This window comes from uncultured Veillonella sp. (assembly GCF_963522475.1).
Classification (GTDB): domain Bacteria; phylum Bacillota; class Negativicutes; order Veillonellales; family Veillonellaceae; genus Veillonella.
Genome location: NZ_CAUQYW010000001.1, coordinates 125916 through 147420, shown reverse-complemented (window position 1 = coordinate 147420; position 21505 = coordinate 125916). Strand labels below are relative to the sequence as shown.

At 40.0% G+C, this 21505-nt stretch carries 16 protein-coding genes; 13 read left to right on the top strand and 3 right to left on the bottom strand.

The annotated features are described in order from the left end of the window. Positions 1–49: 49 nt before the first annotated feature. Entirely contained in the window at positions 50–835 is a 786-nt protein-coding gene (locus RWP19_RS00680; protein ID WP_314356067.1) for an MBL fold metallo-hydrolase, read from the bottom strand. 161 nt (positions 836–996) lie between these two features. Between RWP19_RS00680 and RWP19_RS00675 the strand changes: the two genes are divergently transcribed. Both RWP19_RS00675 and RWP19_RS00670 read left to right on the top strand, forming a co-directional pair. Then, positions 997–1596, top strand: a complete 600-nt coding sequence (locus RWP19_RS00675; RefSeq protein ID WP_314356066.1) for a TetR/AcrR family transcriptional regulator — start codon at positions 997–999, stop codon at positions 1594–1596. Positions 1597–2039: 443 nt separating this feature from the next. After that, the gene (locus tag RWP19_RS00670; RefSeq protein ID WP_314356065.1) at positions 2040–2402 is read left to right on the top strand and encodes a hypothetical protein; all 363 of its coding nucleotides are present in this window, start codon (positions 2040–2042) and stop codon (positions 2400–2402) included. A gap of 118 nt (positions 2403–2520) precedes the next feature. Here RWP19_RS00670 and bioB read toward each other — a convergent pair whose 3' ends face one another. Beyond that, complete coding sequence (gene bioB, locus RWP19_RS00665; RefSeq protein ID WP_314356064.1) at positions 2521–3549, bottom strand: biotin synthase BioB; 1029 nt, start codon at positions 3547–3549, stop codon at positions 2521–2523. Positions 3550–3763: 214 nt separating this feature from the next. On the opposite strand from bioB, the gene RWP19_RS00660 reads away from it, so the two are divergent. The 6 genes from RWP19_RS00660 (at position 3764) to hemQ (ending at position 12477) form a co-directional block, all read left to right on the top strand. Further along, complete coding sequence (locus RWP19_RS00660) at positions 3764–5035, top strand: exonuclease SbcCD subunit D (protein WP_314356063.1); 1272 nt, start codon at positions 3764–3766, stop codon at positions 5033–5035. Then, positions 5025–7907, top strand: a complete 2883-nt coding sequence (locus tag RWP19_RS00655; protein WP_314356062.1) for an AAA family ATPase — start codon at positions 5025–5027, stop codon at positions 7905–7907. Before RWP19_RS00660 ends, RWP19_RS00655 begins: the two co-directional genes overlap by 11 nt. Positions 7908–8038: 131 nt before the next feature. Beyond that, positions 8039–9082: a uroporphyrinogen decarboxylase gene (gene hemE, locus RWP19_RS00650; RefSeq protein ID WP_314356061.1), complete on the top strand. Its 1044-nt coding sequence runs from the start codon at positions 8039–8041 to the stop codon at positions 9080–9082. A gap of 4 nt (positions 9083–9086) precedes the next feature. Beyond that, entirely contained in the window at positions 9087–9986 is a 900-nt protein-coding gene (gene hemH / locus RWP19_RS00645; RefSeq protein WP_314356059.1) for a ferrochelatase, read from the top strand. Next, the gene (gene hemG, locus RWP19_RS00640; RefSeq protein ID WP_314356058.1) at positions 9983–11623 is read left to right on the top strand and encodes a protoporphyrinogen oxidase; all 1641 of its coding nucleotides are present in this window, start codon (positions 9983–9985) and stop codon (positions 11621–11623) included. The genes hemH and hemG overlap by 4 nt, the downstream gene beginning before the upstream one ends. Positions 11624–11745: 122 nt before the next feature. Beyond that, entirely contained in the window at positions 11746–12477 is a 732-nt protein-coding gene (gene hemQ / locus RWP19_RS00635) for a hydrogen peroxide-dependent heme synthase (RefSeq protein ID WP_314356181.1), read from the top strand. Between the two features lie 240 nt (positions 12478–12717). Here hemQ and RWP19_RS00630 read toward each other — a convergent pair whose 3' ends face one another. Then, positions 12718–14055: an MFS transporter gene (locus tag RWP19_RS00630; RefSeq protein WP_314356057.1), complete on the bottom strand. Its 1338-nt coding sequence runs from the start codon at positions 14053–14055 to the stop codon at positions 12718–12720. A 356-nt stretch (positions 14056–14411) separates the two neighbouring features. Between RWP19_RS00630 and RWP19_RS00625 the strand changes: the two genes are divergently transcribed. The 5 genes from RWP19_RS00625 (at position 14412) to narI (ending at position 21456) form a co-directional block, all read left to right on the top strand. After that, complete coding sequence (locus tag RWP19_RS00625; protein ID WP_314356056.1) at positions 14412–15098, top strand: Crp/Fnr family transcriptional regulator; 687 nt, start codon at positions 14412–14414, stop codon at positions 15096–15098. Between the two features lie 71 nt (positions 15099–15169). After that, on the top strand, positions 15170–18847 hold the full coding sequence (locus RWP19_RS00620; RefSeq protein ID WP_314356055.1) for a nitrate reductase subunit alpha: 3678 nt from the start codon (positions 15170–15172) through the stop codon (positions 18845–18847). Beyond that, the gene (gene narH, locus RWP19_RS00615; RefSeq protein WP_314356054.1) at positions 18837–20264 is read left to right on the top strand and encodes a nitrate reductase subunit beta; all 1428 of its coding nucleotides are present in this window, start codon (positions 18837–18839) and stop codon (positions 20262–20264) included. The genes RWP19_RS00620 and narH overlap by 11 nt, the downstream gene beginning before the upstream one ends. Beyond that, a complete protein-coding gene (gene narJ, locus RWP19_RS00610; RefSeq protein ID WP_314356052.1) occupies positions 20264–20788 on the top strand; it encodes a nitrate reductase molybdenum cofactor assembly chaperone in 525 nt (174 codons plus the stop codon). Before narH ends, narJ begins: the two co-directional genes overlap by 1 nt. Next, positions 20785–21456, top strand: a complete 672-nt coding sequence (gene narI, locus RWP19_RS00605; RefSeq protein ID WP_314356051.1) for a respiratory nitrate reductase subunit gamma — start codon at positions 20785–20787, stop codon at positions 21454–21456. The genes narJ and narI overlap by 4 nt, the downstream gene beginning before the upstream one ends. Positions 21457–21505: the final 49 nt, after the last annotated feature.

The window sequence follows — 21505 nt, the reverse complement described above, 5'->3', positions numbered from 1 at the left end:
TGTAGTGTTGTATTAGTTGTAGCCTAGTATACTAATTGTTTTGGGGCTATTAAAGTGCGATGGTCTCTCCGTCTTCAGGCACTGCTACATGGCTTTCAATGTTGGTGCCTTTGATAAATTTGTGCACATCCTTACGACTTGTTGCAGTATGATTAACTGTATCCATGTGAACCGCAATGATTTTAGCCTCTGGTTTGCGTACCACCATGCGGCCAATATCTTTTGTACCCATAATAATACTATCTTCAAAGCCTAAAATTTGAGCATATCCAGTGTTCATAATAATAACGTTAGGGTCGAAGCGAAGGAGGGCCTTCTCTACATCACTTGTCCAAACTGTATCGCCTACAAGGTACACAGTTGGTTCGTCTGCTGCTTCAAAAATAACGCCCATCGCATCGCCTGCTAATGGTGCGAGAACTGGATTTGCATACATTTCTACCGTACCGTGGGAGCCACCTGTTTTTCTTAATGTGATACCATTAAAGTCCAGACTCTCAAAAATGGTGCGTACATCATTAAAGCCTTGTGAAGTAATCAGTTCTTTGTCCGCTGTATTTTGTACAAAAATAGGAAGTGATTTTGGAATAGATTTGATTGCCGTATCATCCCAATGGTCAAGATGTGTGTGTGTGACTACCACTGCAGTTACATTGCTTAATAGATTGTCCATTGATAGAGGTAAATCAACCATAGGCATTCTTTGTTGATAGTTAAATGTTCCTTCAAAGCCAGGATAAGTATCTTTTGGTGCTAAAAATGGATCAATAAGGAATGTTGTATTTTTTATTGTTAATTTTCCTGTGGTATTTCGAATGTGAGTATATTGTGTCATAGTTATCTCCTTAATTAAATTATTGTCGATTTAATTGAATAGATTATTATTTGTAATCTCTAGAACTAGTGTACCTTGTTTTGTTATACTAGTCTCAACAATAATTAACACTATGTTTATTAATAGACACATTGTATAAAAGTGTCTATGTTGGAGGTTATATGATAACTCGAAAAGAAATGACACGTATGTTGTTAAAAGAAGGCTTGCTTAGTTGTTTAGCAAACAATTCTTTTGAGTCTGTAACAGTAACATCGTTGTGTAAAGCTTCGGGTATAACTCGTTCTACTTTTTATTTACATTATAGTAATATCATGGAAATTGTTGATGATTTAGTGGATGATGCAATCGCTTATTCAAAGCCAGGAATGGTAGATAGCAACAATTTACAAATTATAGCTAATACCTTATCAGCTGCTTCTAATTCTGTTTTATTGAGAGAAGCATATGATTCTATTTTTGATAGATTGCCTTTATGTCAGCGTATTATACGACATAAAAAGTATTTACCTTTATTTTTAGATGAACAAATTTCAGAATATGTATTACAACGCATTATAGGACGTGAAAAAGATCGACAAGGACTCGTTATGGCAGAATCGCTTGGAGTTTCGTTTGATGTTGGAGTATCTGTTTTTGTATTTTTAGTACACGGTCTATATGCTGTTAATAAACAATATAAGTGGTCTCAGAGTGATGAGTGGTTAGAAGCTCAGAAAGTTATTTTTAAACTCGTTTATCGTGGTTTACAAAGTAAATAGTATTCACGCTCTCTTATGTTAGTATTCCATGAAGTTTTTGGACAACGAAAAAAGGACTCCAAATGGAGTCCTTTTTTCATGTAAGGGGAGTGTTAGTATTAATATCAAATGAACCATGTATTTAAACAAGTAGTAGGTTTGGGGTTAGTAATACTTGTCGGGAGATAAATACACGTATGGTAACCAGGGAATTGTTACCTCTATTTATCATTTGACATTGTTATTATAAGAGTAATAAATGAGATAAAAATGAATTTTTTTAAGAAATTTCTTTTAATTTCTTGAAATTCTAAAAAAGATAATAATTAAGTTTAATTATTGTTGATAAATATAGGACAATTTTGGTATTATATATAAAGGAGAAGTTGTATATTTTATAAAGGTTTAATAGCTATTAGACTTTTATAAAGTATACAGCTCTAGAGCATGAGAGGAGCAGTCATATGAGAAAAATATTAACCATATTGTCTCTTTTGTGGCTACTCAGTATAGGGGGGACTGCTAACGCAACGGACTGGTACTATGTTGGACCAGATGCGTCAGGGAACCAATTATTTATTGACAATGACAGTGTTCAAAAAAGTGATTATGATGCACTTTTGTGGCTGCGAGTCAATGAACTGGGTGGCGACGAATTGCGATATAAAGTGTATATAAGTAGATATAATCGTACCATGGAAACATTAAAGGTTGATGCATACATGGCAGACGGTACACCGTATGAAAATGTAGAATTCACAGAAAACCCTGAGCCTATTGAAGGTAATACAAATGGTCAAGCCATTTATAATTTGTTATGGCATTAAAAGAACCATCTAGCACAGCAAACTAGATGGTTCTTTTTTTATATGTGTAAAAATTTATAAATTTTAGGAGTGTTATTTATATACGACACTCTCAAAAGAGAGTGGTATATACAGAAATTTAAACTTGGGCAGCGTTGCGTTCTAATTCCAAGTCTTGAATCATTTGAAGATCATCTTGTGGAGAACGACCACCAGTTGTTAAGTAGCCACCAACCATGATACCGTTAAGACCACCTTTTAATGCATACGCTTGTAAGTCTCGAAGATTTACTTCACGGCCACCAGCTGTACGAATCAATGCATTTGGCAAGATGAAACGGAATACAGCGAAGGTACGTAAAATATCTAATGGACGTAATGCTTTATTGTTTTCAAATGGTGTACCTTTAACAGGATTCAAAATATTGATTGGTACAGAGTCAATATGTAAGCGTTTAAGTTCGAATGCCATTTCTACACGTTGTTCTAATGTTTCGTTTAGACCGATAATACCACCAGAGCAAACACGAATGCCGGCTTTTTGAGCATTGTCGATAGTAGACATTTTATCTTCGTAGGAATGGGTTGTACAAATATCTGAGAAGTGACTAGGTGCTGTTTCGATATTAGAGTGGTATCGAGTTACACCAACTTCTTTCAATTTAAGGGCTTGTTCATAAGTTAATAAGCCAAGAGAACAGCAAATTTCAAGGCCGGTTTCATTTTTGATGCGATCCAATACGTGAATAATTTGATCAAACTCGTTTGGGTTGTTAGTATTACGACCACTCGTTACGATAGAAAAGCGAATAGCACCTGCTTCTTTAGCTTTTCGAGCTGCATCAAGAATGCTTTCATCATCCATGAATGGATATTCTTGAACGCCTGTATCGTGATGTGCAGATTGAGCACAGAATTTACAGTTTTCAGGACATTTGCCAGATCGTGCATTTACAATGGCACATATATCTACTGTACTATCATTGAAATGCTGACGAATTTTGTCTGCCATAGCAAGTAAAATCATCGTATCATCATCAGAAGTGTGAATTAGCTCAATTGCTTCCTCTTTCGTAATTTCACCGCCATGCATAATTCGGTTGGCTATAGTAATAATTTTTTCGTATGTTCCCACTTGGGATGGTTGTTGATCTGCAGGTAAAGCCATACTAGCCTCCTAATTGTTAACTTAATAAACAGATAATATATTGACAATTTGATTGTAAACGCTGATGTATAAATTGTCAACTTAATGTATTGGTTGGTTAACAAAATTAATTGATACTTATTTTTAAGTCAACTTTATGGTTTTGTAGTATAATAAAATATTGTAATTACTATATATAACTATAATAAAAGTACTAATACAAGGAGGGATATAGATGCAGCCATTTCGATTTATACACTGTGGTGACCTGCATTTAGGGGCACCCTTCCAATATGCTACAGGTATTAGCCGCGCCGTTGATCGTGCCGTGAGTGAAGCTACCTATGTAGCCTTTGATACAATTATTGATACTGCTATTGATGAGCATGTTCATGCTGTTGTCATAGCTGGTGATATTTATAATAGCGAAGACCATAATCTAGAGGCGCAGGTGCGCTTTGTGCGCGCCATGTATCGCTTGGCGGAGCATCGCATTGCAGTTTATATGGTGCAAGGTAATCATGACCCTGCTGAAAGTTGGAAGGCTCAATTACAGATGCCTGACAATGTGCATGTATTCTCTAGCGAACAAGTACAACGTTTTCCATTGATTGTTAACAACATCGAAATTGGTGGTGTTTATGGCATTAGCTGTGGTCGTGGTAATGAAGGCGATAATTATGCGTGCCAATATCGTGCCTTTGAACGAGATGAGTTTTCTCTGGCTGTTATGCATGGTACAGTTGGCTCTAGTGTGGGCTCCGAAAACCATAATGTAACAGGTCCATGCAGTTTAACCGATCTTGCAGAAGCGGCTATGGATTATTGGGCGTTAGGACATATTCATAAATCTCAAGTCCTTAGTGAAGAACCTCTCGTTGTATATGCTGGCAATCCACAAGGTTTGCACCGCAAAGAAATAGGCCCTAAGGGATGCTATCTTGTTTCTGTATCTCATAATGGTCATTGTGAACCTCGTTTTGTTGAGACTAGTGCTATTCGTTTTGAAGAAATCAAAATTGATATTGCAGGCATGAAAACTGAAGCAGAATTCTTAGCAATTTTACGTCATAAAAAAGAGAATCTGCGTAAACAATATAAGAAAAATATTTTGCTTTCTATTGTTCTCGTAGGTACAGGTCCATTGCATCGCTTATGTACACAAGAAGGTGTGCGTAAGTTATGGCTACAAGAGTCCCAAAGCGAAGAGAAGAGTAAGTCTATATTCGTTATACCTTATAGCATTATTTCCAATACACGGCCTAGCATTAATTTAGCAGAGCGTAGATTGTTATCTGATGTGGTAGGTGATTATTTGCGTGCCTATGACGATATGGTTGATGGCAATGCGATGCAGACGGTACGTCAAATTTTGGCAGAACGGCCTGAGTTTAAGCGATTGGGTGTATATTCCGATTTGTTAAGTGATGAATTATTGCTTCGCGCTTTGAAACGCTGTGAAATTGAAGGTGTTACTGTATTGATGGGGGCTAACGATGAACATTAAACGCATACGATTTGATGAATTTGGCCCATATCGCGACTGGTCTTTCACTACGGGTAACCATGGGGTTCAGCTTATGTATGGCCCTAATGAAAGTGGCAAAACTTCCTTACTCGAAGGAATGCGTACACTTTTATTTGGCGGTACTCATAAGGCTTATGGTCCTATGACTGGTGCCCTCGATGTAGATCGTAATGGTGAAAGCTACTACATTGGTCGTAAGGGTAAACAGTTAGACTTTTACAGTCCCGGGAATCCTGCCATTCATGAAGAGCCTGCTCAACATTGGTGGCATGGTATCGATAAAAAGACATATAACCGCATATTTGGACTAACACTCGATGACTTACAAGGCCTCGATGTATTGCAAGAGGTAGAGGTTCGATCTCGCTTCTTCGGTGCTGAAGGGGGTGAGCATTTAGGCTCTGTCGTAAAAGATGTTGAAAAAGGTGCGACTGACTTATTAGTAGCATCCTCCAACGGTAAACGCCGCATTAATGTTTTGATGGATGAGCTTAAAGAAAATCGACAAAAATTAAGTCATTTAGCAGAGTATGAAACGCAATATGTAGAATTGCAAAAAGCCTTTCACAGTACGGAGCAGACTGAGGGCGAATTACAAGGTCAGTTGCAAGAGTGGAAGGAATACCGTGATGGCATAGATGTTGTATTGCGTGCTTGGGATACGTATCGCCGTAGTGAAGAAGCGCGTATGCACATGCAGCAGTATAATAGTGAGCTTGCCTTGAGTCGTGATGAGTTCCTTCGCATCGATGAGGAAATTAAACGCGCTAGAGATAATATGCAACTATGGCAGGAAAAAGAAGCATCGTTGATGCCAGCTAACTTTAGTCCTGATAGTCCGTTTGGTACCTATGGTCAAGATATTGAAGACCTTATTCAACAAGGTGCCAAGTGGGAGCAATTGCGCCGGGAGTGTGAAGAAGGGGATGCATATATTTTTAAGGTACGAGAACAATTAGAGTTTTCTCGTTCTATGCATTCTGCATGGCGTGATGATGAGCCGATGGCTGACGATGTGAATTGGTTTGAAGGAGAGCGCTTAGCAAGCCGCTTACGCACTGCTAAAGATCAATTGTTACATTGGCAAGATCGCAAACCTGCAGAAGCATCTGATGATTTACCAACAGCCAATCTAGACGGCGCATCTTTGCCAAATTATAGTGAAGCGGATTTAGCCAAAAAAGAACATCTTGAGCGTGAATTAGAGCTTATCCTGATGGATATTGATCGAGTTACAGAAAAACGCGATAGCTATGGTCCTGATGCACAACCGAGCAATTTGCCAAAGTGGTTGCAACGCATTAGTGGCGTAGCTGCAGTGATTGGCGTTTTACTCGTATTAGCAGGCTTATTAGTATTAGAGTCTGTACTCTATACGATTGGCGGCTTTATATTATTAATCCTATCTATGGCATTGTTCTGGTATGCTACGTGGAGACGGCATAATGGTCATTCTGATGTATCTAAACTAAACTATGAGTTACAAATTTTGTCATCTCGTAAATCTGATGTAGAACATCAGCTAGAGATACTTGTGAAAGCCGCAACACCTGTGGTGAGCCCAATTCCATCCATAGAAGGCGCCGCACATCTTGATCGTTGGATTCAAGAAGGACATACGTTGCAAGCTATTTATGATGAAGCTCTTGCTGCTTGGCAGAATTGGTTGCCTCAAGGTGCGGCGAAGAGTCTTAATGAAGATGATTTCTTTGGACTCAAACAAGAATATGATCAATATCATGAACAAATGCGTACTATTGAAGGTTATGAAAAGCGCTTAGCAGAGCACAAAGAAGGCCTACGTGTTATTGAAGACCAAGCCATGACCTTGTGGTATAACCTTGGTGTTGAGGCTCCTGTATCTCCTACAGAGTTAAAACGTATTTATAACCAATATAAAAACTTCCAACAAAATAAAATAGTGTGGGAACAAAAAGAAGCACAACGTAAAAGCTTCCGCAATGAATACGATAATTGGCACCGCAAAGAAAAAGAATTGCTACTTCGTCAACAAGAATTATTGCACAAGGCTGGCATGGAAAGCTCTAACGAGTATCGTCAACATCTTATTGATGAAGACCAATACAAGCAATGGCAAACCATTTACAAGCAAAGTCAGGTACAGTTAGATTTATTAGCTCCTGATGCGGAGAATAAAGATTTATTCTATCGCCGCTTGCGTGAAGGCAATAAGGATAATTGGTTAGATGAGCTAGCTCATTCTGAACGAGAAATAGCTTCCATTGAAGATAAGTTGGCTATCTTGTATGAACGTCGTGGTCAAATTGTAGAATCTATGCGTGCCCTAGGTTCTGACCAAGAGCAACACCAAATGCTTCAAGAACGGGAAGCGTTGCAAAATGAATTAGAATCTGCTCTCGAAGATTGGGCTACTCAAGTGCTGATGAGCCACTGCATGGATAAGGCTCAACAGTCCTATGAGCAAGAAAAACAGCCTCATATGTTAGAGCTTGCATCTTCTTATATAGAGCGTTTGACTGGCGGTATCTATACCTTTGATGTCCTCGGGGTCAACGAAGGCGTAGCACTGGTTAATGGTAATGGAGAACGCTTAGAACTTAAGTTCTGGTCTAGTGGCTTAGCCGATCAAGTATACTTGGCATTACGCCTAGCATTAGCTAAGGTATTCTCTTACCAAGTTGAATCCTTGCCAATTATCCTAGACGATATTCTTGTGCGCTTTGATGAAAACCGTCAACGTAGTGCCTTAGAATTATTAGCAGAAATAGGCAAGAACCAACAAATTTGGTTATTTACATGCCAACGCTCTGTATTTGATATGGCTCAATCCGTTACAGGTATTGATCGGCATAGATTAAGTCGCAATTAAATGTAACCCCTGTGAAGGTAAATAACTTTCACAGGGAATAGTAATAGTAACGTTACAAATGATGTAACTAAAGTAACTGTTTTAGTTATCATAGTGTGTTAGTATTGATTAGAAAGAAAGGGGTTGAGTACTTGAATACAGCATATTTAGATATGATCCAAGGTAAGAACCCTGGTGTAACACCTGTGTGGTATATGCGCCAAGCTGGTCGTAGCCAAGCGGAATATCGCAAAATTAAAGAAAAATATACGCTCTTTGAAATTACAAAAGAGCCTGAGTTGTGTGCTCGTGTTACAGAGCTACCTGTAAAAGAATACGGCGTAGATGCAGCCATCCTTTACAAGGATATTATGAGCCCTATGGTGGGGATGAATGTAAAAGTAGAGCTCAAGGCTGGTGTGGGCCCTGTGTTTAATACACCGATTCGCTCCATGGCTGATGTAGATACATTAGATACCTTTGATCCTACAAAGGTAGATTATATTAGCAAAACAATTACACTGTTAACGTCTGGCATGCTCGATGTACCTCTTATTGGGTTCTGTGGCGCACCATTTACGATTGCGTCATACCTTATCGAAGGTGGTCCAACGAAGAACTACAACAAAACTCGTGGTATGTTAATCGGTGCACCGGATGTGTGGAATGCATTGATGACAAAGTTAGCAGATATGTCCATTGAATATTTGTCTATGCAAGCCGAAGCCGGTGCGAATGCATTACAAATCTTCGACTCTTGGGTTGGTGCAGTGAATGCGGACCAATATAAACAAGGTATTTATCCTCATATGGAACGCATTATTAAGACCGTAAAGGAGCGATACCCTCACTTGCCTATGGCCATGAATGGTGTTGGTACCGATCATCTCGTATCTATTTGGTCTCATTTGCCGTTGGATGTAATCGCTCTTGATTGGCGTAGTTCCATCGTTATGGCTAATGAACGAGGCGTAACACAAACGGTACAAGGTAATCTTGATCCAGCGTATCTATTCGCCGATGAAAAAATATTAGCTCACGAAGTAGATCGTATTTTACTTGAGGGTGTTCGTTATGGTCGTCATATCTTCAACTTAGGTCATGGTGTATTTCCGGAGGCGGATCCTAAGAAACTTCATTGGCTTACAGATTATGTGCATGAACGTAGTCGTCAGCTATGGGCTCAAGAGGTGTAAGTAAGTGAATGTTGAGAAAAAAGGATTGTTATTTCTATCCTATGGGAGTCCTTCAAGTAAGGATGATTTAGTACCATACATGACAAGTATTCGTCATGGTCGTATACCGACTGATGTGGAAGTGTCAAATCTTACACATCGCTATGATGCAATTGGTCAATGGTCCAATGTGGACTTACAAACAATGGCAGATCGTCAATATGAAACCCTTCTTACTTTGCTGCCATCTATGCCATCAGCTATTGGCTATCTTCATATGAAACCATCTATTGCTGATGCGGTGGATGTATTAGCGGAACAAGGCGTAGAGCATATTATCGCTATCGTAACGGCTCCATTTTTTACATCTTTGGGGACCGGTGCTTATGAGAAACAAGTGCAAACAGAGATCGGTAAATATGAAGGTGTAACATTTGATTTTATTCGTTCTTGGTGGGATCAACCATCATTTATGGAATATTGGGTGAAAGCAGTGTTAGACTGCATTAATAAGACTAAAGATGTATTTGTTATCTTTAGTGCCCATAGTATACCGCTTATTAATAGCCACAATGGTGATTCCTATACTTTGGCCTTAGAGGAAAGTGCAAAAGAAATCGCCCAGTGTTGCGGATTAGAACAGTGGTCTGTGGCTTGGCAGAGTGCAGCGCCACATGGTCAATGGTTAGGTCCTACAGTGGAAGAAGCTATTGATCACGCTCTACGTAACGGTGCGATACATATAGCCTTTGTGCCATTTGGATTTGTTAGCAATCATGTCGAGGTATTGTACGATAATGATGTTGAGTGTAAAGAACTCGTTGATGCTGGCGGCGCTGTATATATGCGTGCACAGATGCCGAATTGCAATGAAACATTCTTACAAGCTATGGCGAGTGCAATAATAGAAAGGATTCATTCGTGAATGTAACAATTGTGGGCGGTGGCCTAACAGGACTGACAGCGGCTTATTATTTAGGCCATGCAAAGCCGGACTGGAACATCACTCTTTACGAACAAGCACCACGATTTGGTGGGAAAATACAAACACAACGAGTTGATGATTTTGTAGTTGAACTAGGGCCTGACTCTTATTTAAGTCGGAAAACGGAAATGACGGACCTAATCTATGATCTTGGTTTAGGGGATACCCTTGTATCAAATGAAACAGGACAAGCTTTTGTGTATGATAAGGGTTCTATTCATCCTATTCCTGGTGGCTCTATCATGGGTATTCCTACGGAAATGATGCCCTTCGTGAAAGCTACGCTCATTTCATGGCCTGGAAAATTGCGCGCTGGTTTAGATTATTTCAAGAAGCCGTTCCAACTCGATAAAAATGGCGATGTATCTATTGGTCATTTCTTTAAATACCATTTGGGACAAGAAATGATGGATAAGCTTATTGAACCACTCTTAGCTGGGATTTATGGTGGTGATATCTATAAGATTAGTTTGTTGTCTACATTCCCGCATTTTATTCAAGTAGAACAAAAATATGGAAACATGGTAAAAGGCATGATGGCGGCTAAAATGGGCCACTCTAAAGCGGGGGTTACTAAAGCGGCTAAAGTTGCTATTGCTGAAGGTGATGTTCCGCGTGCTGGTAAAGGCACTATGACAGACCGTCAATTTGAAAGTCATGAAGCAAAGTCTAGCCTACATCAACAAACTACTAAATCTCAAGCAGATATGGCGAGTCGGAAGGGTACAGCTGCTCAATCTGGTATGTTCCGTCAATTGACCGGTGGTCTTGAAAGTGTTATTACTGCCATCGTTGAAGCCATGCCTAGTAATGTAACACTTCATACCAGTGCATTAGTATCTGATATTCGTTATACTGATGGTCAATATGTATTAGATATTGTAAGACAGCATTTAGATAGCTGTAATTGTAATGCTCAATCCATAAGCCGTGAAAATTTTGATGTAGGCGCAAGCCTTAATATCAGAGTTGCTAGCGATGAGGTCACTACTCATGCGGATCAAGTTATTATCTGTACACCACCGGCAACATATAATCAATGGTTTAAGGATGACGAAGGCTTTGATTTCTTGCGATCTATGGAACAATCTAGCTGTGCTATTGCTATTATGGCATTTGATAAAGCTACCTTTGATGGTGACTTAAAAGGATCTGGACTTTTAATTACCCGTAATACAGATACCCCGCTTACTGCATGTACAATCCTCAATCAAAAGTGGCCTCAAACAACGCCAAATGATAAGATTGTACTGCGCGTTTTTATCGGTAAACCTGGCAATGATGTGGTAGAACATCTCAATGATAAGGAACTTTCAGAATTAGCAGTAAAGGAAATTCAACGCATTATAGGATTCTCCAAGCAACCTGAATGGGTGCGCATTAATCGTCTCATTCACTGCATGCCCCAATATAATGTGGGCCATCGCGCAGGGATTACAGCAGTGCGTGCACATGTGGCGAAACACTATCCAAATTTACATCTCATTGGTACACCATTTGATGGCATTGGTATTCCTGATGGTGTGAAGCAAGCAAAAGAATTAGTACAGTCTATTGTGGATAGTAATGAAAATTAATATTAATAAATAATTATAAGAAAAGACTCCATATGCTATAATAGTATATGGAGTCTTTTCGATTCTTATAGTATTAGAAATATATTATTTTAATATAATCACCATAGATAGGAGTGATAATGATGGGAAAAGCAATCCCTACAGTAGAAGGTTGGCATAGCCAACACATGGTGTTTGCCATGGATTTCAGCGCATGGAACTGCTTTACAGCTGAAGAAAAAGCAGAAGCACGCAACGAATTAAAAGCATTTTTAGCAGACCTTGAAGCGAGACATCAAGCTAAAGAAGGTAGCTACGCATTCTATGATTGTAATGGTGCGAAAGGGGATTTAATCCTATGGATCCTTGGTCCATCCCTTGAATACCTGGCGCAAGTAGAACGCAAGTTCCGCCGACTAACAATAGCAAGCGTATTGGTACAAACTTATTCCTACACATCTGTAACAGAAGTAAGTGCTTACGTTAAGGCTAAACTTGATACGGAAGAAGTTAACCAAAAACTGTACCCTCATGTGCCTCGCGATAAATATATCTGTTTCTACAATATGTCTAAAAAACGTGAAGGTGATGATAACTGGTTCATGTTACCACCTCAAGAACGCGGTATGTTGATGAAATCTCACGGTGAACTTGGTAAAACATACTTAGACGTTTTATCCGAATTTACAACAGGTGGATGTGGCCTAGATGACTGGGAATGGGGCATTACCATCTTCAGTAACGACGATATTCAATTCAAAAAAATCGTATACGATATGCGCTTTGAAGTAGCCAGTGCAAAATACGGCATCTTTAGCGACTTCTACGTTGGTACCATCATCGATGATGCACTACTAGAAGAAATCTTTGGATAATAAAAGAAAACCCCGCATCGATCCGACTTACGAGGTTCTCCCTGCGTGCTCAGATAACAGAAACTATAATTTACATTCCCTAAAATGCTAATACACGTCTAATTTTTAATAAAAGAACTCCCTCATAAAATCCGACTTGCGGGTTCAAGGCCTATGGCCGCAGAACCAAATCGCATGGAGGATTGTTGAGGGAGTCTTTTATTACCTTATTGGGTTGTAAATTATAGTTTCTGTTACATCCTATACGTTCATATTTGCGCTTTTACGCACATAGAACCAGTAGCATACTGCTACAGTTACGATGTTGAAGGCTAATAATACAGCAAAGGCTGGATGGATATTACCAAATGTGGAATATACAAAGCCGAAGATTTTAGGTGTAATAAAGGCACCGTATGCAGCTACGGCAGCTGCGAAGCCAGTGATTAAAGAGGATAATAGCGGATTGCCAAATACGTGTGGAATCATACGGAATGTTGCACCTGTTGCGAAACCACAGCTTACGAAGGTCAACACGGACATAGCAAAGAAGAATGGGAAGTTGTGCATATCTACGCCAACTGCAATTAGCGCTGTTGTTGCACATAGACCGAGAAGGCTTACAAAGGTAACTTTTGTACCGCTATTGATTTTATCTGCTAACCAACCGCCTACAGGACGAAGGGCACCTGATACAAGAGGACCAACAAATGCGATAGACGCAAATGGAACTTCAGGGAATTCTTTACCTACTAATAAGCCAAGTGCTGCCGCATAACCAGAGAAAGCACCGAAGGAACAAGTGTATAGCAATGTAAGTGCCCAAGTGTGTTTGTTCCCAAAGATTTGTACAAGATTTTTAGGATTTGGTTTTTCTAGTGGTAAGTTATCCATGAAACGTGTCATAAGTGCAAGGATAACAACAAGTGGTACAATCCACATGAAAGCCGCATTGGCAAGGTATACTGCGTTACCTTTGATGATAGCTGGTGTTACACCAAATACGCTACCTAATGCAGCAGAACCCATAGCGAATGGAGCCAAGAAGTAGATTACAGAAATACCAAGGTTACCAACACCGCCGTTGATACCAAGAGCAGTACCTTTTTCGGATTTAGGGAAGAAGTTGCCAATGTACGCCATGGAGGACGAGAAGTTGCCACCCGCTAAACCGATGAGGGCAGTTAAGATCATGAATGTCGTATAAGAAGTTGTTGTATCTTGAACGGCAAAGCCGAGCCATACAACAGGAACTAATAGAATAAGTGTGGAAATAAATGTCCAGTTTTTACCACCGATTAAGGCTGGCATGTAGGTATATACAAAACGTAATGTAGCACCTACAAGACCTGGTAATGCGGCTAATGTAAATAATTGATCGGTTGTGAAATTAAAGCCTGCGCCGTTGAGTTGCGCTGCAATGGTTGCCCACAAGTACCATACACAGAATGAAAGGGTTAATGCGATTGTGGATATAACCAAATTTTGTTTAGCAATTTTTTTACCAAACTTCTCCCAAAACTCCGGATTTTCTGGTTGCCAATTAGCCACAATTTCGCTACGGCTTGCCCCTACTTGAGGCATTTTTAGTTCGCTCATTTTGAACTTCTCCTTACTGAAAAACTATACATGCAATGAAGACATAATAGATACAATTTGGGTCCCATCTATATAAATATTAAATCCATTATATGGAGTTTATAGAAAATACTCAATTTATTTATGGAACTGCGTTATAATTATTGTATCGAGTAAATTTTCAATGTCTTATATCACAAATATATTATATAGTGTAAAAATTTTTGTGAATGTGACGTAAAACACACATATTCTGAAATTAATAAGTTATAATAATCTTATATATACAAAAAAGTATATAATACATGTACTTTTACTATAAATGGATTAGTATAACTAATGGAATTTATTTAAAAGTACAATGGAGTGGTGAGGGTATGGATAAAAATTTAATTAACCAATTGCTTGCTTTGCCAGGTGAGGAACTCCATCTTAAAAAAGGTGATTTTCTCTTCCACGAGGGGGACAAGGCAGAACACTTTTACGTAGTCGTAAAAGGCAGAATGAGCATTAAGAAGTTTGAAGCTAGCGGGCATATATTTGCACTTCGTCTAGTAGGACCGAATAATGTGATTGGTGAGGTTCCGTTGTATGAGGAGAACACAAGAACATATGTGTTCAACGCCATTGCTCGGGAGGATTGCGCTGTTTATTCCGTTCGTTATGATGTGTTAGAGCCAGCTATTGCAAAAGATCATTCATTGGCTATTGCGATGATGAAAATCTACACATTACATATGCGACGTCAACAGGCAAAATACCGAGACTTGCTACTATATGGCAAGAAGGGAGCATTTTATTCTACCTTGTTGCGCTTAGCCAATAGTTATGGTGTAGAGCGCGAGGATGGTATCTTTATCGATATCGCCCTAACAAATCAAGAGTTGGCTGAATTTGCTGCCACATCAAGAGAAAGTTTAAATCGCATGTTAAGTGAGTTGCGTAAGTTGGGCTATGTAGCCTATGACAAACATCATCTAGTAATCTGTGATTTTGACGCTTTAATCGGATTGCTTGATTTAGAGGTCGATAATATAGACCCTAATATTAGTAATATCGAATAAGAGGATTTTCTCCCTTGTGTTAGCTCAGTTAACACAAGGGATTTTTTTGTAGTTTTGAAGGAGGACATGAGATGAGCTTGTTGTCTCAAAAGTTTAAGTTTCTTCGCAAGAAGAACGTATCTCCAAGCGGCCATCAAATAACTGAAGATGGCGGTCGCGAGTGGGAAAATTTTTATCGTGACCGTTGGTCTTACGATAAAGTTGTCCGCACAACGCATGGCGTAAACTGTACTGGTTCTTGTAGCTGGAATATCTACGTTAAGAATGGTGTTGTAGCGTGGGAAAATCAGGCTACTGATTATCCTGAAACACCAGATGATATGCCGGATTACGAACCACGTGGGTGCCCTCGTGGTGCAACATTCTCTTGGTATCTCTATAGCCCATTGCGCGTAAAATATCCATATGTGCGCGGCGAATTGGCTGAGCTTTGGAGAGAAGCTAAAAAGCATGCTAAGAACCCAATCGAAGCTTGGAAATCTATCGTAGAAGATCCTGAAAAAGCGAAAAAATACAAATCTGCCCGTGGTATGGGTGGCTTTGTGCGCTCCACATGGGATGAAGCAACAGAAATTACTGCCGCATCCTTATTATATACAGCAAAAACATACGGCCCTGACCGCAATGCGGGCTTCTCTGTAATTCCAGCGATGTCCATGTTGTCCTATGCAGCAGGTGCTCGTTTCCTTAACTTAATGGGTGGTACACCATTGTCCTTCTATGACTGGTATGCCGATTTACCACCTTCTAGCCCTCAAGTTTGGGGTGAACAAACTGATACACCTGAATCTGGTGACTGGTACAATGCTGGGTATATCATGACTTGGGGTTCTAACGTACCATTGACTCGTACGCCAGATGCTCACTTCTTAACAGAGGTTCGTTACAAAGGTACTAAAGTAGTATCCGTATCCCCTGACTATGCGGAATCTACAACTTCTTCCGATGCTTGGCTCAATGTAAAAGCCGGTACTGATGCGGCTCTTGCTATGGCAATGGGCCACGTAATCTTAAAAGAATACTACATCGATAAAGAAACTCCATACTTCAAAGAGTATGCAAAAGAGTTCACAGATATGCCATTCCTTGTACGCGTTGAAGACATCAACGGTACAGTTCAACCTGGTCGTTTCTTGAATGCTAAGGACTTAGGTCGCCAAGAAGAAGGCGCTGACTTCCAAATGGTATTGATCGATGAAACAACAAATGAAATCGTTATTCCTAATGGTACAATGGGCGAACGTCACACAAATCCACAAAAATGGAATTTACGCCTTGAAAACCGCGATACAGGGGCTAAAATCGATCCTCGCTTATCCGTGTTTGATCAACGTGAAGATGTGACTGTTGTTAAGTTGCCATACTTTGGCGATGAAGAGCACGAAGGCGTAATTGAACGTGCCATTCCTACAATTACAGTTCAAACTGTAGATGGTCCTGTAAAAGTAACTACTGTATATGACCTTATTCTTGCTAACTATGGTATCGACCGTGGTATCGGTGGTGAAGTGGCAACATCTTATACAGATGACACTCCTTACACACCTACATGGCAAGAAAAAATTACTGGCGTGAAAGCAGATATCGCTATTGCTACAGCTCGTGAATTTGCAGATAATGCAGAAAAAACTAAAGGTCGTTCCATGATTATCATGGGCGGTGGTATCAACCACTGGTACCATGCTGACGTGATTTACCGTACCATCTTGAACCTTATCATGTTCTGCGGTACAGAAGGTGTTAACGGTGGCGGCTGGGCTCACTACGTAGGTCAAGAAAAACTTCGTCCTGTTGAAGGCTGGGGCGGTATCATGACAGCTAACGACTGGAGTAAAGCTCCTCGTTTACAAAATGGTACATCTTGGTTCTACTTTGCTACAGAACAATATCGTTCTGATTGCATCGACTTGGCAGACCGCGTATCTAAATTAGCTAAGCCTCGTTATCGTCACCCTGGCGATTATAACGTATTAGCAGCTCGTTTAGGTTGGTTGCCATCCTATCCTACTTTCAATAAAGGTAGCCAAGACTTGATTAATGATGCTCGTGCAGCTGGTGCTGGTACAGAAGCAGAAATTAACCAATATGTGGCGCAAGCGTTGAAAAACAAAGAATTACAATTCTGCGTAGAAGATCCTGCGGCTAAAGAAAACCATCCACGCAACTTATTTGTATGGCGTGCGAACCTTATCGGTTCCTCCTCTAAAGGCCACGAATACTTCTTGAAGCATTTATTAGGTACTAAAAATGCAGTATTAGAAGATGACGATGCACCTACACGTCCGGAAGAAATTAAATGGCGTGAAGCAGATGGAGCAGGTAAACTCGATCTCTTAATCGACATCGACTTCCGTATGGCTTCTACAGGCTTGTACTCTGATATTGTGTTCCCTGCAGCTACATGGTATGAAAAAGAAGACTTGTCTTCTACAGATATGCATCCATATGTACACGTATTCCAAGCAGCTGTTGATTGCGCATGGGAAACTAAATCTGACTGGGATACATTCCGTACCCTTGCAGAAACAGTATCTCGCGTAGCAAAAGAGTCTGGTTTCACAGAATACGAAGATATCGTAGCATTGCCTCTTGGTCATGACAGCCCAGGTGAAGTGGCTCAACCAGAAGGTAAGGTTCTCGACTGGAGCAAAGGTGAATGTGAACCAATTCCAGGTAAAACAATGCCTAACCTCGTTCATGTAAAACGCGACTATAGCCAAATCTTTGAAAAATTCATTGCTTTGGGACCTAATATCGAAAACAAAATGGGTGCTCATGGTTTGGCTTGGGATGTATCTGATGAATATCAAACATTGTACGCACAAAATGGTACAATCGATAATCCAGAATTCATTTCTCATGGCCGTCCAAGTATTTACGAATGTAAAGAAGCTTGTAATGCTGTATTGACATTGTCTTCTTGTACAAATGGTAAATTGGCTGTTCGTTCTTGGAAGGCAATGGAAGAAAAAACTGGTCTTTCTGGTCTTGAAAAGAACGCAAAAGGTCGTGAACAAGAAAAAATTACCTTTGATGACATGGTTCGCCAACCACGCTTTATCATTAGTTCTGTAACAAGTACTGGTAAGAACGATAAAAACCGTCGTTATTCTCCATTCACAACATCTACAGAGGATAAAGTACCATTCCGTACCGTAACAGGTCGTCAATCTTTCTATTGTGATCATGAAATGATGCGTGATTACGGTGAAGCTATGGCGTTGTATAAACCTGTATTGTCCTATAAACCAGTACAAGGTGACTACAAACAAGAAGGTATTCCAGAAATTACATTGAAATACTTAACACCACATAATAAGTGGTCTACACACAGTATGTATTTCGATAGCCAACAAATGTTGACATTGTTCCGTGGTGGTCAAACTATTTGGCTCAACGAAGATGATGCAGCAGAAATCGGCGTTAAAGATAATGACTGGGTAGAAGCTTTCAATAAAAATGGTGTAGTTGCAGCTCGTGCAGTTGTATCTCCACGTATTCCTCGTGGCATTTCCTATATGCATCACTCTCAAGATCGTCACATCAACGTTCCTGGTACGCAAGTTAAGAAAGACCGTCGCGGTGGTACACACAATGCACCAACTCATATTCACATGAAACCGACACACATGATTGGCGGTTATGGTCAATTGAGCTATGGCTTTAACTACTATGGCCCAACTGGTAACCAACGTGATATGACAATTGTGGCTCGTAAAATGAAGGAGGTAGATTGGCTTGAAGATTAAGGCTCAAGTATCTATGGTCCTAAATTTGGATAAGTGTTTGGGTTGTCACACATGCTCTATCACTTGTAAAAATACATGGACGAACCGCGAAGGCGCGGAATATATGTACTTTAATAACGTGGAAACTCGCCCAGGTGTAGGCTATCCACGTAATTGGGAAGACCAAGAAAAATGGAAGGGCGGCTGGACGCTAGATAACTCCGGTAAATTAGCTCTTTCTACAGGGTCTAAAACAAATCGTTTGATGAAATTATTCTTCCATCCTGAACAACCAGAGTTGAAGGATTATTTTGAACCTTGGACTTACGACTATGAAACATTGATTCATGGTGGTCGTAAAAATAACCAACCAGTTGCACGTCCTCGTTCTCTTGTAACGAAACAAAAAATGGAAGTTACTTGGGGCCCTAACTGGGATGACGATTTGGCTGGCGGTCAACATGCTCGCTCTGATGTGAACTTGACTAAGATGGGTCAAGATATCGTATTTGATTACGAAGAAGTATTCATGCGCTACTTGCCACGTCTTTGTAACCACTGCTTGAACCCTGCATGTGTAGCTGCATGTCCATCCGGCGCGATTTATAAACGCGACGAAGATGGTGTAGTTCTCGTATCTCAAGATGTATGCCGCGGTTGGAGACATTGTGTTCCATCATGTCCATACAAAAAAATCTTCTATAACTGGGAAACTAATAAAGCTGAAAAATGCGTATTCTGTTACCCACGCTTAGAAAATGGCTTGCCTCAAATCTGTGCTGAAACTTGTGTAGGTCGTATGCGCTATGTTGGCGTTGTATTCTACGATATGGACAAAGTAGAAGCTATGGCAGCTACAAAAAATGAACAAGATATTTACGAAAATACATTAGATTTGATTTTGGATCCTCATGATCCAGAGGTTATCAAAGCGGCTCGTGCTGAAGGCATCTCCGAAGCATGGATTAAAGCAGCTCAAAAATCTCCTGTATACAAACTTGTTAAAGAATGGGGCGTGGCATTGCCATTGCATCCAGAGTACCGTACATTGCCAATGGTTTGGTATGTGCCACCACTCAGCCCAATCTTGCAACGTGTAACATCTGATGTATACTTGCCAGATGCGCATGAAATGCGCGTACCTGTACAATACCTTGCTAACTTGTTTACAGCAGGTAATACAGAAATTTTAGCTCGTACATTGCAACGTGTTCTCGACATGCGTGAATACATGCGTCGTCGTGAAACAGGTGACGGTCCTATCGATCACAATGTGGAGTTAACAGAGGATCAAATGTACGGTATGTACAAATTGTTGGCATTGTCCAAATACAATGATCGCTTTGTTATTCCATCTGATGTAAAAGTATCTCGCGAAGGTCGCCTAGAAATGCAACAAAATCGCGGTTTTGCTTGCCCTACAGGGGGATGTCAATAATGAAGGATGCTCAGAAAATCGCTCTTATTGCGTCATTTCTTCTACGCTATCCTGATGAACAATGGTATAACGAATTACCTGAATGGAGAGAGGACGCCCAATCCGTTGGGCATCCTCAACTTCGTCAAGGTTTATTAGAATTCTTCGACTATGTAGAGGAATCTAATAAAAAAGAATTTGAAGACCAATATGTTCGTACCTTTGATTTTAGTCAAAATACAACTATGTATTTGTCGACCTATGAATTACAAGGTACTGGGGAACAAGCGGAAGAACTCGTTAAATTTAAAGCTTTCTTCCTGGAAAACGACTATGATTTGCCAAAAGAAATGCCAGACTATATTCCAGCACTTCTTGAATTATGTGCCGTTATCAGTGATGAAAAAGCAAAAGAAATTTACGACTATTGTAAGCCAAAATTGGAATACATTAGAGAACGCTTCATTGAGGCTAAATTGCCTTATGCATTCTTGTTTGATATTATCTTGTCTGTTGCAAATGGATTGGAGGACGGTGCACGATGAATCTATTCCTTTGGGGCGCATTGCCTTACATCGCTTTCACCTTCTTAATCGTAGGTACTTTGGTTCGTTTCTTCTACTTTGAAAGAAACTGGACTACAAAATCGAGTGAATTTTTAGAGAAAAAACAATTGCGCATTGCTAATCCATTATTCCACTTTGGCTTGCTTTGCGTTATCGGTGGTCACATAGTAGGTGTGTTAATCCCTAAAACTTGGACTGCTGCAATCGGTATTAATGACCATATGTACCATGATGGTGCGTTATACATGGGTGCTGTAGCTGGCATTATCTTCATCGTAGGCTTCTTGCTCTTGATGAAACGCCGCTTTACTGTGCCTGCTATGAAAGTTAACACATCTGGTCTTGATAAATGGTTATATTTGTTCTTAACATTAGCTATTTTCAGCGGTATGGCTGGTACATTGCTTAATGCATCTGGTTTCTTTGATTACCGCGTATCTATTGGCCCTTGGTTCCGTAGCTTACTATCCTTTATGCCTGATCCATCCTTGATGGAAGGCGTACCATTCATGTTTAAATTCCATATGTTAGCGTGGATGGTAGTAGCTATTATCTTCCCATTCAGCCGTTTGGTACACTGCTTGAGTGTTCCACTCAACTACTTAACACGTCCGTTTATCGTATATCGTAAACGAGACGAAAAATAATTAGGATGATGATTGATTTGTATGCCCTTCATGATATGACAAATTAATC

Bases quoted from the DNA above. Each gene is read 5' to 3' on its own strand.
- RWP19_RS00680 (WP_314356067.1), bottom strand. From the start codon at position 835: ATGACACAATATACTCACATTCGAAATACCACAGGAAAATTAACAATA.
- RWP19_RS00675 (WP_314356066.1), top strand. From the start codon at position 997: ATGATAACTCGAAAAGAAATGACACGTATGTTGTTAAAAGAAGGCTTG.
- RWP19_RS00670 (WP_314356065.1), top strand. From the start codon at position 2,040: ATGAGAAAAATATTAACCATATTGTCTCTTTTGTGGCTACTCAGTATA.
- bioB (WP_314356064.1), bottom strand. From the start codon at position 3,549: ATGGCTTTACCTGCAGATCAACAACCATCCCAAGTGGGAACATACGAA.
- RWP19_RS00660 (WP_314356063.1), top strand. From the start codon at position 3,764: ATGCAGCCATTTCGATTTATACACTGTGGTGACCTGCATTTAGGGGCA.
- RWP19_RS00655 (WP_314356062.1), top strand. From the start codon at position 5,025: ATGAACATTAAACGCATACGATTTGATGAATTTGGCCCATATCGCGAC.
- hemQ (WP_314356181.1), top strand. From the start codon at position 11,746: ATGGGAAAAGCAATCCCTACAGTAGAAGGTTGGCATAGCCAACACATG.
- RWP19_RS00630 (WP_314356057.1), bottom strand. From the start codon at position 14,055: ATGAGCGAACTAAAAATGCCTCAAGTAGGGGCAAGCCGTAGCGAAATT.
- RWP19_RS00625 (WP_314356056.1), top strand. From the start codon at position 14,412: ATGGATAAAAATTTAATTAACCAATTGCTTGCTTTGCCAGGTGAGGAA.
- RWP19_RS00620 (WP_314356055.1), top strand. From the start codon at position 15,170: ATGAGCTTGTTGTCTCAAAAGTTTAAGTTTCTTCGCAAGAAGAACGTA.
- narJ (WP_314356052.1), top strand. From the start codon at position 20,264: ATGAAGGATGCTCAGAAAATCGCTCTTATTGCGTCATTTCTTCTACGC.
- narI (WP_314356051.1), top strand. From the start codon at position 20,785: ATGAATCTATTCCTTTGGGGCGCATTGCCTTACATCGCTTTCACCTTC.